The organism is Paenibacillus macerans, from assembly GCF_900454495.1.
GTDB lineage: Bacteria > Bacillota > Bacilli > Paenibacillales > Paenibacillaceae > Fontibacillus > Fontibacillus macerans.
The window spans coordinates 670909-685614 of record NZ_UGSI01000001.1 but is presented as its reverse complement, the minus strand read 5'-3'; the positions used below and the strand labels follow the sequence as shown (position 1 = coordinate 685614).

The 14706-nt window shown below is 53.9% G+C and carries 11 protein-coding genes; 6 read left to right on the top strand and 5 right to left on the bottom strand.

Going from position 1 to position 14706, the window contains the following annotated elements:
• The first annotated feature begins 36 nt into the window (after positions 1-36).
• Positions 37-1110 (top strand): bifunctional 3-deoxy-7-phosphoheptulonate synthase/chorismate mutase, encoded by a 1074-nt coding sequence (locus tag DYE26_RS03160; RefSeq protein ID WP_036622130.1) that lies wholly within the window; start codon positions 37-39, stop codon positions 1108-1110.
• A 1036-nt stretch (positions 1111-2146) separates the two neighbouring features.
• On the opposite strand, the gene DYE26_RS03155 is transcribed toward DYE26_RS03160, so the two are convergent.
• Positions 2147-3223, bottom strand: coding sequence for a lactonase family protein (locus DYE26_RS03155; RefSeq protein ID WP_036622128.1), 1077 nt, complete (start codon positions 3221-3223; stop codon positions 2147-2149).
• A gap of 206 nt (positions 3224-3429) precedes the next feature.
• Here DYE26_RS03155 and DYE26_RS03150 point away from each other — a divergent pair, with 206 nt between their 5' ends.
• The gene (locus DYE26_RS03150) at positions 3430-3786 is read left to right on the top strand and encodes a LytTR family transcriptional regulator DNA-binding domain-containing protein (protein WP_036622126.1); all 357 of its coding nucleotides are present in this window, start codon (positions 3430-3432) and stop codon (positions 3784-3786) included.
• A 102-nt stretch (positions 3787-3888) separates the two neighbouring features.
• Here the strand turns inward: DYE26_RS03150 and DYE26_RS03145 are convergent, their stop codons facing one another.
• Positions 3889-4881, bottom strand: coding sequence for an aldose 1-epimerase (locus DYE26_RS03145; protein WP_036622124.1), 993 nt, complete (start codon positions 4879-4881; stop codon positions 3889-3891).
• Positions 4882-5244: 363 nt separating this feature from the next.
• Here DYE26_RS03145 and DYE26_RS03140 point away from each other — a divergent pair, with 363 nt between their 5' ends.
• The 4 genes from DYE26_RS03140 (at position 5245) to DYE26_RS03125 (ending at position 10974) form a co-directional block, all read left to right on the top strand.
• The gene (locus DYE26_RS03140; protein ID WP_036622122.1) at positions 5245-6144 is read left to right on the top strand and encodes a C40 family peptidase; all 900 of its coding nucleotides are present in this window, start codon (positions 5245-5247) and stop codon (positions 6142-6144) included.
• A gap of 173 nt (positions 6145-6317) precedes the next feature.
• Positions 6318-7223 (top strand): hypothetical protein, encoded by a 906-nt coding sequence (locus tag DYE26_RS03135; protein WP_036622120.1) that lies wholly within the window; start codon positions 6318-6320, stop codon positions 7221-7223.
• A 146-nt stretch (positions 7224-7369) separates the two neighbouring features.
• Positions 7370-8422: a LacI family DNA-binding transcriptional regulator gene (locus DYE26_RS03130; RefSeq protein WP_036622118.1), complete on the top strand. Its 1053-nt coding sequence runs from the start codon at positions 7370-7372 to the stop codon at positions 8420-8422.
• Between the two features lie 110 nt (positions 8423-8532).
• On the top strand, positions 8533-10974 hold the full coding sequence (locus DYE26_RS03125) for a glycoside hydrolase family 94 protein (protein ID WP_036622117.1): 2442 nt from the start codon (positions 8533-8535) through the stop codon (positions 10972-10974).
• A 48-nt stretch (positions 10975-11022) separates the two neighbouring features.
• Here DYE26_RS03125 and DYE26_RS03120 read toward each other — a convergent pair whose 3' ends face one another.
• The 3 genes from DYE26_RS03120 to DYE26_RS03110 form a co-directional block, all read right to left on the bottom strand.
• Positions 11023-12510, bottom strand: coding sequence for an N-acetylmuramoyl-L-alanine amidase family protein (locus tag DYE26_RS03120; protein ID WP_036622115.1), 1488 nt, complete (start codon positions 12508-12510; stop codon positions 11023-11025).
• Positions 12511-12710: 200 nt separating this feature from the next.
• On the bottom strand, positions 12711-14222 hold the full coding sequence (locus DYE26_RS03115) for a DHA2 family efflux MFS transporter permease subunit (RefSeq protein WP_051985394.1): 1512 nt from the start codon (positions 14220-14222) through the stop codon (positions 12711-12713).
• Complete coding sequence (locus tag DYE26_RS03110; protein ID WP_036622114.1) at positions 14215-14664, bottom strand: MarR family winged helix-turn-helix transcriptional regulator; 450 nt, start codon at positions 14662-14664, stop codon at positions 14215-14217. Before DYE26_RS03110 ends, DYE26_RS03115 begins: the two co-directional genes overlap by 8 nt.
• Between the last annotated feature and the right edge of the window lie 42 nt (positions 14665-14706).

The window sequence follows — 14706 nt, the reverse complement described above, 5'->3', positions numbered from 1 at the left end:
CTTATTTTTGAACAATCTAAAAAAGGAGAGAGCAAAGTGAGCGAAGCCTTAAACAAACTGCGCCAACAGCTGGACGCCATCAACGATGAGCTGCTGCGCCTGCTGAACGAACGCGCCGCCGTCGTCCGCGAAATCGGCGAAATCAAGGAAAAACAGGGGGTCCCCAAATTTGACCCCGTCCGCGAAAGAGCGATGCTGGAGGAGCTGACGCGCCGCAATCCCGGCCCCTTCAAAGATGCGGCGGTCAAGCATATTTTCAAGGAAATTTTCAAAGCCTCGCTGAACCTTCAGGAGGAAGACCATACCAGACAACTGATCGTCAGCCGGAAAAAACAGCCGGAGGATACGGTCCTCGACGTCAAGGGCAATATCATCGGCGGAAGCGCGCAGGTGATGGTCGCCGGGCCGTGCTCGGTCGAATCTTACGAGCAGCTGCGCACCGTCGCGGCCGCCTTGAAAGCGGCCGGCGTCAAAATCATGCGCGGCGGAGCTTATAAGCCGCGTACCTCCCCGTACGACTTCCAGGGGCTCGGCGTCGACGGGCTCAAAATGCTGAAGGAAGTCGCCGATGAATTCGGGCTGGCCACGATCAGCGAAATCGTTCACCCCGCCCATATCGAGCTGGCCGAACAATATATCGACGTGATCCAGATCGGCGCGAGAAACATGCAAAATTTCGAGCTGCTCAAAGCCGCCGGCGAAGCGCGCATCCCGGTGCTGCTCAAGCGCGGGATATCGGCGACGCTGGAGGAGTTCGTACATGCCGCGGAATATATCGCGGTCAGCGGCAACACCCGCGTGATGCTGATCGAACGCGGCATCAGAACGTACGAGAAGTGGACGCGCAACACGCTCGATATTTCCGCGGTTCCGCTGCTCAAGCAGGAAACGCACCTGCCGGTTCTGGTCGACGTCAGCCATTCCACCGGGCGGAAGGACATCCTGCTCCCCTGCGCCAAAGCGGCGCTGGCCGCCGGAGCGGACGGCATTATGGTCGAGGTGCACCCCGATCCGCAAACCGCCTTGTCCGATGCCGCGCAGCAGCTCGATATTCCGCAGTTCGAGCAGCTTTGGGCCGGAATCCGCGAATCCGGACTGTTTAAGGAATGATCAGGCAGATAAGAAAAACGCCTGCCGGCGTCCTTTTATGACTCTGACTTCTAAGTTGGAGCGATTGGAGGGATAGGGATGGGGATGGGTTTTCACCCTATACCCATTCCCTCTTTCTGTCCTACTACGTACGAGTACCGTTACCCTTCTATTAAGAGCCGAAGCGCCGTGGACTGAGGCTATTTCTAGTCTGTGGACAAAATTATGATTTTGACTCTATTGATTCAGTATGCTGGACTGAGGCGGCTGAGGTAAGTGCAAAGATGGGGGGCTATAGCGTTCGTGACTTGGAGTCCCCGCGTGCTGCTTTGCACGATTATTCCTTTTGTTCAGGGAGGGCAGTATCCCCCCATTCGAGTGCGGAAGGTGCAAGCATCAAACATGGGCTTTTAGTCGGCACGATATTTGAAGGAATCCGACTCCTCTGTTGAAGTGGTTCGAGCCCCTGGATGTGTTCCTGCTGCATGGCGGCATCTCAGCGATGCGGCTGCGCCAGCTGATCGGGGCACCTACAAGGCACCTCCAACCGAATCAGCCCCTTGCGGCTGCAGCCTGATAGAAATGCTTTTTAACGGTACGGACGTTACTGCAAACGGATTCAGGATGCAGCAAAATCACGTTTTTTTCTTGTTCCGGTGTCTCGCCCCATCCCTTCTGTCAAATTTGCTTTACTTCTCCTAACTCCTTCTCACCAACCTGTCTAATGATCTCGAACATGTCCGCTTCTCCTAAACATATTTAATTCTCCCAAATGTATCTGCTTCTCCTGAACCTATCTTCTTCTCTGCTTTCTGATCAAACGGGATAATCGTGCAAAGCATTCGGACAGCGGTTGTTGATCTGCCGGCCAACCCACTGGCCTTCCCTGTTCTCTAGCTTTCAACGCCCTTCATGCATTGCACAATCGGTTGCCGGCTTAACTGTCAAGCGCTGATTATTAGGTCAAGTCCCAGTATAACAAAACCGGCCCTGCTCGCTAGTGACGAGCAGGGCCGGACCTGCGTTCGGGGGGTTCTATACGCTGGCCGCCTACAGGTTAAAAAAACACCGGCTTGACGCATACCGGCTTGGATACTTCGGCGGTGTGGCCGGTGAACTTCAGCCGGCCGGTTTCCCCATCCACCGTGAACAAAGCCAGGTTGTTGGAATCGCGGTTGGCCGCGACCAAATATTTCCCGTCCGGCGTCAGCGCAAAATGGCGCGGGTGTCCGCCTTCGCTGGATACGTGCTCCACGTAAGTCAATTTGCCGCTCGTCGGGTCGATGGCGAACTGGACGATGCTGTCATGGCCGCGATTCGAGCCGTACAGGTAGCGGCCGTCCTTGGAAATGGCGACCTCCGCCGTCGTGTTCTCCGCGGTAAACCCGGCAGGCAGGGTCGGCACCGTATCCAGCAGTTCCAGCCGGCCCGATTCCGGATCATACGAAAAAGCGGAGAGCGAAGAATTCACCTCATTGATGGAATACAGGAAACGGCCGTTCGGATGGAAAGCCATGTGGCGCGGCCCCGCTCCCGGCGGCGTCTGCGCTTCACTCTTGCGGACCAGCCGCCCGCCCTGGGCGTCCAGTTCGTACACTACGATGAGATCCAGTCCCAAATCCGCAACCAGCGCAAACCGGTTGTCCGGGCTGAAGATAACCGAATGCGGATGCGGCCGGTCCTGTCTCGACGGATCGGCTCCTTTCCCTTCGTGCTGCCGTTCATCGGCCAGCTTGCCGACAAGCCCGTCCGCCCCGACATTGACGAGGCCGACGTTCCCTCCATGATACCCCGATACCGCCACAAAACGGTTGCTCAGGTCCAGTTGAATATGCGAAGAAGACGGACGAATCGTCAAGGTGCGGTTCAGTTCGCTTAGCTCCCCTTTCGCGGAATCAATGGCAAAAGCGGCCGCTTCGCCGATGCGTTCGCCTTCCGAAACGGTTTCCGAAATGGCGTACAACCGGCCATTCGCTTCATCGACGCTGACAAACGTCGGGTTCTTAAGTCCGGATACCGCGCTTAACCGGTTCATTTTACCGCTGGACATGTCCAGTTCGTATACATAAACTCCCGGATCCGCCGCCTCGGCGTAGGACCCTACAAATAACAGCAAACGTTGTGTCTGTGACAATTCGCATACCTCCTGGTAAATTGAAATCTAAAGTTGTCGTTCCCTATATTGTTCCCCACTTTGCCATAAAAGTCCAGTCCTCCCCATGAGATTCCCGGCAGCAAAAGCCCAAAATTTTTAATATTTCGCCCTTTTCCCTACCCAAATTTTGAAAAACATGATATACTGTAAGCGCTTCCGTAGCATCATCTAAAGGGGGATTTGGAATGATGAATGTCGGACTGGAAGAAAGAAACGTCTATGAGGATCTCGATCCCCATGACACGTATTTCTTCAAGATTGGAGTTCACGGACTGGTTTGCTTTCATGGCAGGAATTACAGCATCAAACAGAGACTATCCGCCGAACAGACCTCGAAGCTGATCTCGGACCCTAACTTTTACCGCATTAGCACCAACTGTTACGTCAATTTGTCCAAAGTCTCGGACATCCAGGACAATGTCGTCTATTTTCGCGATGAACGGCACGGCATCAAAACGATCCATGTGCCCAAACGCAATCTGGGGCAAATGAAGCGGCTGATTCCGTCCACCCGACGTAACGTAACCGCTGGGGTCAACTAAACCGGCATATCTTCGGAGCCGAATGGCCAGAGAAAAAGCAGCCTCGCTTAAGCGTCTCTACAGACGCCGGCGGGCTGCTTTTTCTTGGTTCATGCTTGCCTTCTACTTCACGTAAAAACGGGCGGTTTCTTCCCAAATTTCCCCGGCGTTCAGGCTGAACAAGCCGATTTCTTCGCTCGGCAGCTTGACATTGGGGGCGTTGACCAGATTAATTTGCGGCTCGGGACAGAAAAAACCTTCCTTCGCCCCGTTGTTCCAGATCATCCACTGCTTGTAGGACGTCCCGACATCGTACACCAGAGTGACGCCAAGCTTCGTATCGGTTAGTTCCATTCGGTTTCGGCCGTTTTGCGGCGCGGCGGTGTAATGATTGTCCAGCGACGCGAAAAACGGATACACGCCCTCCCCTTGCATTTGCTTTTCCTCGCCGGTAAGCGGCTGGAACGAACCGGTCGGAAGCATCCGTTCGCTAAGCTGCCAACGCTCGCCGATCGTGAGCTTGACGCGGTAATCCTTAGCGTTGCTTCCCGGCGCAAACGGAGCGTTCACCGCCGTATGGAAAGCGAGCAGGCAAGGCATCTCCTTGTCCCCGTCATTGCGCACGAACAACTGCTGCGACAAGCCGTATTCGCTGAGCGTATACTTCAGCCTTACCGTAAATTTAAACGGCAAATACCGGTACACATCATGCTGCTCGTCGACGGTCACTTTGACCGTAACATAGCTTTCCAAAGGCGTCTGCCCAAAGTCCTCCACCTGCCAAGGCGTCGTATGTAAAAAACCGTGCAGATGGTTGCCGGTCGAAGCTTCGTTTACCGGAAAACGGTACACTTCGCCTTTCCAGGGGAACAGGCCGTCCTCGTACCGGTTCGGCGGAAACAGCACGGGGATCCCATGCACGCCGGGATTGCTTTTGAAGCTTTCCATTTCGTCCTCCGCCGGTTCGCGCAGAAAACGGTAACCGCTTTCGACATCGCGGAACGCAATCAGATTGCCGCCGATTTCCGGCAGCATGACCGCTTCATACCGTCCGGATCTGAGCCATACCGCTTTTTCTCCCTGATAAGTTCCTTCATAAGCCGTTCTTTCTGCCATCGTTGCAACTCTCCCTTCCATGATTGGCCTTAACACATTCAACTAGTAATATACCTAAAGCGCGTGCAAAAGTCACCTTAAACCCGCACATCAAAACGAATCGCCTATGAAGCGTCGCGCAAAATACGGCGGCCCAGCGATACGCCCAGCAGCGTTTGAAAAATGGTGGGGGGCACGCCTTCCCAGGTAGCGGTAGTCAGATTGCGGCGCTGCTTGGAAACTTTGCGGCGCGTATACGGTTTGCTTTTCGCGTAACAGCATGATGTCGAATTCTCCTTGCTCCACTCGAATAGTTATCTACTGATTTATGCATACTTCAACTGAACATGGTTCGAAAAAAAGATGAATGGAGTGAGAGCACTAATGCGCATCTCGGTTTGGAAAACAATCTTGTGTTCTTTGCTCGCTTCCGTGCTGCTGACTACCGCCGTCTCCTGCGGCAACAAGGCCGGTCCCGAAGCCAATTCCGTTCCCCCGGCCGCCTCCACCCCGGTCAGAACGGAAGCGTTTACGGATGTCCGCGGCACCCAATGGATTCCGCTTTCCCAAGTAGCCGACACGTTGGGTCTTCGCGCTTTGGAAACGGACAGCTCCGCCCGGATCGGCTATACCGATGTCATGTTTGAGGTTCAGCCAAGCCAACGGCACGCCGTTTCTTTCGGCAAGCCGGTATCGCTGCCGCAAGCGCCCATCCGCCAGAACGGCGAGCTGTATATGACGACCGCATCGGTCTCCGCCCTGCTGCAAAGCAAAGCCGTGGTTGACCCGCTGTCGGGACGGCTTAATATCGGACCGATTAACGCCGACGGCGGCGTTGCCGAAAAGAACCCGCAGATCGGCGAATCGAACCGCTACGGCATCCTCGGGGTCGCCGAACACCGGGGCGAGATGGTTGCCTATGCGAAAAGTTTTTTAGGCGTTCCCTATGAATTCGGAGCAGCGCCTTACGAGCAATCGAAAGCGTTCGACTGCTCGTCCTTCACCCGCCATGTGTTCAAAAAATTCGGGCAAGACTTGCCGCGGCTGGCCAGAGATCAGGCGAAAGAAGGCATCCCCGTCACCCGGGACAACCTTCAAACCGGAGATCTGATCTTTTTCACCGTGCCTGGCCGGTTTGAAACCGACAACATTCCCGGCCACGTCGGCATCTACATCGGCAACGGCCAATTCATCCATACCTGGGGAGATCCCGGTGTGGAGATCAGCCCGCTGGATACCGGGCATTGGAGCAGCGTCATCCTCTCGATGCGCCGCATGCGCTGAAAGATTCATCAGCGCCCGAATTCGCAAGCCGAGCGCCGCTCTAGGCCGCCCGGCTTTTTCGCTTGTTCAGCTTATTTCCCTTCATTACAAATACAAAGTATAATAAATGTAAGCGTTACTTTCCATATAATAATATGACAGGATTTCAGAGCTAAATCAGAGGAGATAGGGCGATGGAGAAAGACATTTTAAAACAGGCATATGAGCAATTGGGCCTGCCCGAAAACGCGCCCCGCGAGGATGTCGATAAAGCGTTCGACATTCTGCTGCGGAAATCCCGCTCTCGTCAGCAGGATGACCGGTTCGAGCAGGAGTACGAAGCCAAGGTCAAAGCCTACAAAATGATTATCGAAGCGGAAGAGCGAAGCAAAGTTGAGGAAATGAGCCGCCAAAGATACGCGAAATGGGGAAAATTCGCCGGCACCGCGGAGAAGATCGACGATTTTTTCCGGCTTTACAAAACGCACTGCATCATCGCTCTTGTGGCCGTGATCGCAATCGTTTTTGGCCTTAACGCCTACCTGGATCACCGCGAGGAGCAAAAAAGACTGGCCGCTCTTCCACCTGTCGACTTGTCCATCATCATGGTCGGCAATTTCCTGACTGATGAGGTAAGCGGCGGGACGGACGCGCTGGAGCAGGCGATGACCGCCCAGATTCCGGACTTCAAACGCTTGGAGCTGGAGATGCTGTACTTGCCGGGGCAAAGCGAATCGGGCATGAGCGGCGCGGACATGGCCTACCAGCAGAAAGCGCTGGCCGTGATCGCCACCTCGTCGCCGGATATTTATATTACGGACAAAGCTTCGTTCGATTGGCTGTCCGGAGGCGGCGCCTTCCTCAGCCTTGACAAGGAGACGGCCGAACTGAAGCCGCTGCTGACCGATGACCGGATCCTCAAAGCCAAATCCGAGGAGGACGGACAGGAGCATGTCTACGGCATCGACGTCACAGGCAGTGCCCTCGCCGACCAGCTGCCGTTGGCGAAACAACAAATGATCATCTCGCTGCGGGCGGACACGCCAAACGCCGATAAAGCGCTCAAGATGATCCGCGAATACCTCGAACACCTTCCTTAGGCGGCGGACTATATCCCCGCTGCCTTTACCCGTACAATCATTCGTTCAACTTATTATGGCCAACGCCGCTTTTTCACCATTGATTATCTTCCGGATATCCTTTACAATAACCTCATAAACGCGCGTTTACGAAAGTGGGGACCTATATGCGCAGCGAAGACATAGCCAAATTGGCCGGGGTGTCCCGCAGCACGGTATCACGGGTGATCAACAATTACCCGAATGTTCCCGAAGCGACGCGGGCCAAGGTGCTCCGGGTCATCGAGCAGCACCAGTATGAGCCGAACAGCTTTGCCAGAGCGCTGGCCGGCAAACGTACGGATACGATCGGCCTGTTTGCGATCAGCATGTCGGAACAGGAAACCGCCAGCCGGATTTATCAAAACAGCTACTTCGCCCCCATCGTCGACATGGTCGTCGATACGGCGAACGCCCGCGGGTTTTACGTTCTGATACATACCGTATACTCGCGCGGCGAGTTTCAAAAGGTCAAGCAGGCATTTCAGCAAAAGCGGATCGACGGCGGCATTTTGGTCGGCACGCAAAAAGACATCGAGCTGGTGCGGGAAATGGTCGATCAGAAAGCGCCGCTCGTGCTGGTCGATTACGACATTTCGGAAATCATGGCAGAGCGGCTGAACAAAAACCATCTCGCCGTCATCAACTCGATGGACTACGAAGGCACGGCCGAAGCGATCGAATACTTGATCGGCCTGGGGCATCGCGAAATCGGCATCATCAAAGGGAGCATGAACACCTACTCCGGGCGCGAGCGCTATCTGGCTTACGAAAGCACCTTGCAAAAACACGGCCTGCCGCTTCGGGATGACTTTGTTCTGGAGGGAGAATTTCTGAAGGAAAGCGCCTATCGCGAAGCGAAAAGACTTGCGCTGCAAGAGAAACTGCCGACCGCCCTGTTCTGCTCCAACGACGACATGGCTATCGCCGCGATGGAAGCGTTTGCCGAGCACGGGATCGCCGTGCCCGACCAACTGTCGATCATCGGCTTCGACGATGCTCTGTTGGCTTCGCGGATTACGCCCAAGCTGACTTCCGTCCGGCTGCCGGTCGATGAAATGGCCAAAGCCGCGGTGCTGAAGGTGATCGAGCTGTGCGAAGCCGACGAGGCGACGTTCAGCACGGTCAGCTTCCCGACCAAGCTTGTGGTCCGGGACACTTGCAAGCCGCCCGTCCGCTGATCCGGCTGCGGCGGACTGCTTCCCCTGCATCTTTCGAAGCAGCCTGTCCGCAGGCGGCTTGCCGAATAAAATAAACGCGCGTTCACAAATGATAGGAGAGTGTTGTTTCCATGAAATTCGGAGCTTTTGACGACAAGCGTAAAGAATATGTGATTAACACGCCGCAAACCCCTTATCCCTGGATTAATTACCTCGGCAACGAGCAATTTTTCGGACTCATATCCAATACGGCCGGCGGCTATTCGTTTTACCGTGACGCCCGCCTGCGCCGCTTGACGCGTTACCGCTACAACAACATCCCGCTGGATACCGGCGGCCGCTACTATTACGTCCGCGACCATGACAACGGCGACTTTTGGACGCCGGGCTGGATGCCCGTGAAACGCGAGCTGGACTTTTACGAATGCCGCCACGGCCTTGGCTACACTTCGATCACCGGCGAACGCGGCGGCGTTTCCGTCACCCAGCTGGCGTTCGTGCCGCTCGGCTACAACGGCGAAGTGCATCGTCTGACGGTGAAAAACACCGGCTCCCAGGCGAAAAAGGTATCCCTGTTCTCTTTTGCCGAGTTCTGCTTGTGGAACGCCCAGGACGACAATACGAACTTCCAGCGCAACCTGAGCACCGGCGAAGTGGAAATTTTGGATTCGGTCATTTACCACAAGACGGAATACCGTGAACGCCGCAACCACTATGCTTTCTACTCCGTCAACCGGGACATCGACGGTTTCGATACCGATCGCGAAGCGTTCGTTGGCCTGTACAACGGTCTGCATGAACCGCAGGTTGTCGTAGCCGGCAAAGCTTCCAACTCCGTGGCCAGCGGCTGGTCGCCGATCGGCTCCCATGAAGTGGTGCTGCAGCTCGCCCCCGGCGAGGAGCAGAGCCTTGTGTTCATCCTCGGCTACGTGGAAGTTCCCGAGGAAGAGAAATGGGAGGCGCCCGGAATCATCAACAAAAAACCGGCGCTTGAAATGATTGAACTGTTTGCCACCGATGCCGATGTGGAACGGGCGATGGCGGAGCTGGCGGCTTATTGGGAAGGACTGCTTTCCAAATACCAAATCCAAAGCGGCGACGACAAGCTGAACCGGATGGTCAACATCTGGAACCCGTATCAGTGCATGGTTACGTTCAACATGTCGCGTTCGGCATCCTATTTTGAGTCGGGCATCGGCCGCGGGATGGGCTTCCGCGATTCGAACCAGGATTTGCTCGGGTTCGTGCATCAAATTCCGGAGCGGGCCCGCGAGCGGATTCTCGACATCGCCGCCACCCAATTCGAGGACGGCAGCGCCTATCACCAATATCAGCCGCTCACCAAAAAAGGCAACAACGAGATCGGCAGCGGTTTTAACGACGACCCGCTTTGGCTCATTCTCGGCACGGCCGCTTATATTAAAGAAACCGGCGATCTGAGCATCCTTGACGAGCAGGTTCCGTTCGACAGCAACCCCGACAACACCGCTACGCTGTTCGAGCATTTGAAACGTTCCTTCTACCATGTCGTCGAAAATCTCGGGCCCCATGGCCTGCCGCTGATCGGACGCGCGGACTGGAACGACTGCCTGAACCTGAACTGCTTCTCCAAGGAGCCGGGCGAATCGTTCCAAACGACAGCCAATATCGAAGGCCGGGTGGCCGAATCCGTCTTCATCGCCGGATTGTTCGTGTTCGTCGGTCCGGATTTCGCCGAGCTGTGCCGGATACGCGGGCTTGAATCCGAAGCGGCCGAGGCGGATGCGCAAGTGAAAAAAATGCGGAAGACCACGCTCGAACACGGCTTCGACGGCGATTGGTTCCTGCGCGCCTACGACCACTACGGTGAAAAGGTCGGCAGCAAAGAAAACGCGGAGGGACAAATCTTCATCGAACCGCAAGGCATGTGCGTCATGGCCGGCATCGGCGTCGAAGAAGGTTTGGCCGGCAAGGCGCTGGCCTCGGTGGCCGAACGCCTGGACACGAAATACGGGATCGTGCTGCAGCAGCCGCCGTATTCCAAGTATTATTTGAACCTGGGCGAAATCTCCAGCTATCCGCCGGGTTACAAAGAAAACGCCGGAATTTTCTGCCACAACAACCCGTGGATCATGATCGCCGAAACGGTGCTCGGACACGGCAACCGCGCGTTTGAGGTATATGCGAAGATCGCTCCGGCTTACCTGGAGGACATCAGCGAAATCCACCGCATGGAGCCTTATGTATATTCGCAAATGATCGCCGGCAAAGACGCCGTCCGCCACGGCGAGGCGAAAAACTCCTGGCTGACCGGCACGGCCGCCTGGAATTACGTTGCGATCACGCAGGCGATCCTCGGCATTCAGGCCGATTTTAACGGCCTCAAGGTAGATCCTTGCATTCCGTCCGCTTGGGACGGTTATGAAATCACCCGCGTCTTCCGCGGCGACACGTACGTGATCCGGATCAGCAATCCGAATCACGTGGAAAAAGGCGTGGCCAGCATCACCGTGAACGGCCAGCCGATCCAGGGCAACGTTATCGCCCCGGCCGGCGACGGCGGCGTGCACCAAGTTGAAGTGGTACTGGGCTAATGAAAAAGCAGGGAAAGGGTGATTATTACCCCTTCCCTGCTTTTTTTATCAGCTAGTATGCTGGCCCGCACGAGACGAACCCAAATATTCCTTTATGCCATCCACAATGGCTTGAGCCGCTTTATATTGCATTTCATCGGAAAACATCGCTTCCTCATCCGCCGGGTTGCTAAGAAATCCGACCTCCAAAAGAACCGCCGCCATCTTGGTCTCTCTGATGACTTGAAAATTACCGTTTTTCACTCCGCGGTCCTTAAAACCCACGGCTTCCACTAACCGCTTATGAATGGTATTGGCTAATTCTTTGCTGCTGCTTCGCTCATAATAATAGGTTTCCGTCCCGGTCGTTTGCGGTGAGGAAAGAACACTATTGCCGTGAATCGAAACAAAAATATCGGCATTCAATTCATTGGCCAACTTCACGCGCTCTGAACGGGTGGGATAAACATCGCTTTCACGAGTCATCACGAGATTAATGCCCGGCTCATTTAAAAGAAGCTCCTGAACTTTCAAAGCTAAAGCCAAAGTAAATTCCTTTTCGTGCCGATTGCTGAAGCTGGTTGTCCCCGGATCGCTGCCGCCATGCCCCGCGTCAATCACTACCGTTTTAAGTCCTGGTTTAACAACAGGATCAACTAGATCAATGGGATCAACAGGATTAGCTGGATTAACGGGATTAACGGGATTAACGGGGCCGGAATCGGAAAGATCAGAGTTATTCTCCGAAAGGCCTAAATTAACAACAAGGTTACCTTCATTAAATTCATAATTAAACGGAATTTCTTGATTTTCCATTAACTCAACAACGATCCGGACTTGCTTCGGCTCCTGACTAAATAGCGAAAATCTGATGTCGGCAATCTGTGAAGATCCGCTTACATCCAATTTTCCGTTTAAGCCGGCATTTAATGACTGGAACGTATCCGAAAATACCGTGTTCGGCAAATCGATTACAATTCTTTCCGGGTCCTGCAGCGTAAATATGGTTGGAGTAACTTGACCGTCCATTGATGCAACAAGCTGATGATCGCTAAAATGGATTTCGTTGATATGTATCAAGGAGTCATCGGTATTTGCTTCGGACAGCACCGCCTTTTCTCCATTGCTCGTCAAGTAAACCGTCTTATCGGTATTATTCCAACTTACCTTAAGCCCCATTTGTTCACTAACGAAACGAATAGGAACCAGAACCGTATTGTTCCGCATCAAAGGTGCAGTGTTTAATAATACGGGCTCATTGGAGACTTCCGCTTCTTGTTGCCCCACATTTAAAGATATCGCATTCGAATTATTATGGATTTTAACATTCTGAGTCTTTTGGTCCCACTTGACCTTAAATTTAAGATTTTCAGCAACAACTCTTATGGGAATCAGCACATTATTATCTATATTGGCAACTTCGACATTCTCCGGAAGAGCGATTTCCTGACCATCCAGCACAATCTTGGATTGCGCGGCTTTCGCATCGATTTCATGCGGCGATAGAACGATCAGAAAAATCAAACTCAAAAAAAATAATAAAATGGATTTTTTCATTTTACACCTCTAGTAATGGCTTAAAACGTCGTTATTCCGACGATCCCCCGGCGATACCCGTTTGCTTTCGCTGCTGATATATTTCTACACTTATATACATATTTCCTTCTAAGGCTTCATTTTTTCTCATATTCCGCTTTATCGGCCACACGAAAAAAGCCGGCGCCACGATCGGCGTCGACTTTTTTTCGTCCCGTATCTCAAGCCTTGGCGTGCTTCATGCCAGGCTCTTTTTTGTTTTGGCCGTCTTTGCCAACCTGGACTTTCCGGATGAAGAAAGACAGGACAAAGGCCACCAGCGTGATTCCCGTAGCGACCACAAAGGCGAAGTCGATGCCGTTGATCGTCGCTTCTTTGGTAATGAGCGCGACCTGCTGGGCGTTCGCCGGGTCCTGCGGATTGATGCCCGCGGACATGATCATTTCCGCCGCCCGATCCTTTGTCCGGCTGGACATAATCGTGACGAGCAAGGCGGTGCCGAGCGCGCCGGATATCGTCCGCAGCGTATTGGCCATGGCCGTGCCATGCGCGTTCAAGCTTGCGGGCAGCTGGTTTAAGCCGGCGGTCTGAATCGGCATCATCAGCATGGACATCCCGAACATGCGAAGCGTATACATGAGGATCAGATGAGCATAAGTCGTACTGTCGGTCAAATTGCTGAATTCCCATGTCGTGACGGCGGTAATCGCCAGACCGACGACCGCTAGCCAACGGGCCCCGATTTTATCGAAGATCATCCCCGTAATCGGCGACATAATCCCCATCAGAATCGCGCCCGGCATCAGCAGCAGGCCGGATTCCAGCGGCGAAAAGCCGCGGATGTTTTGCAGGTAGATCGGCAGCAGGATCATGGCCGCGTACATCGCCATCGTAACAACCACGTTGATCACCGTAGTCAGGGAAAACATATCGTATTTAAACACCCGGAACTCCAGCATCGGTTTTTCCGATTTCAGCTGGCGCCACAAGAACAACGCCAACGCAATCACGCCGACGAACAGACCGATGATGACCTCGGGTTCGCCCCAGCTTGTGCTGCCCGCTTCGCTGAAGCCGTACAGCACGCCGCCAAAGCCCAACGTCGACAAAATGACCGATAACATATCCAGCTTCGGCCGGGCCACCTCGGTCACGTTCCGCAGAAAAATAATCCCAAGAAGTATGGAAAGGATGGCAAACGGCAAAATGATCCAGAACAGCACATGCCAGGACTGATGCTGGATAACCCACCCCGAAAGCGTAGGTCCGACCGCCGGAGCGAAAACCATCGCGATCCCCATCATCCCCATCGCCTGGCCGCGTTTTTCAATCGGAAATATCGTCAGGAACACCACGGTCATCAGCGGCATCAGCACCCCGGCGCCGGCCGCTTGGAACAAACGTCCGATCAGCACCATCGGAAAGCTTGTGCCAATCCCGCAAATCACCGTTCCGACAGCGAAGATCGCCATGGCGGAAATAAACAGCATCCGCGTCGTAAAACGTTCCATAAAATAAGCGCTAAGCGGAATAAGTACCCCGTTCACCAGCATGAAGCCGGTGGTCAGCCATTGAATCGTCGTAGTCCCTACATTCAGATCTCTCATCATTTGCGGAAGCGCCACATTCATCAAGGTTTGGTTCAAAATCGCCACAAACGCCCCGATAATCAGCGCCATGACGATCGGCCATCTTTTAAAAGCGGCGCCCTCTACAGCAGCGGTATTATTCATTGGTTTCTTCTCTCACTTTCTCTAATGAAGCTATAATTTTTCGATGAGTCTGCAATAAATGCTCAAAATCCTCTTCCGAGTTCTCCAGTACGGCCGCAATCGCTTTGGAATATTGAAGATCGGTAAGCCGGTAGACCTCCTTCCCCTGCTCCGTCACCTCCAGCGATACGGAACGGCGGTCGCTCTCCAGACGCTTTCTTTCCACCAGCCCGGCTTTGACAAGCCGATCGATGACGCCGCTCGCCGTACTGTTCCCCAAACGCATTAAATCCGCGAGCTCGGTGATCCCGATTTGCGGATTGTCTTGGATCGTTTTAAGGGCCTTGAACTGAATGCCGGTAATCCCGTATTTGTCCGCTTGTTTGGACAACAGCTGATAGAAAGCTTTTTTGACTTCCCGAAAAGATTCCACGATTTCGTGCATGCGTTGTTTTTGATCCAAACCGGTTCCATCCTTAAAAATTTAATTATACTTTTTAATATT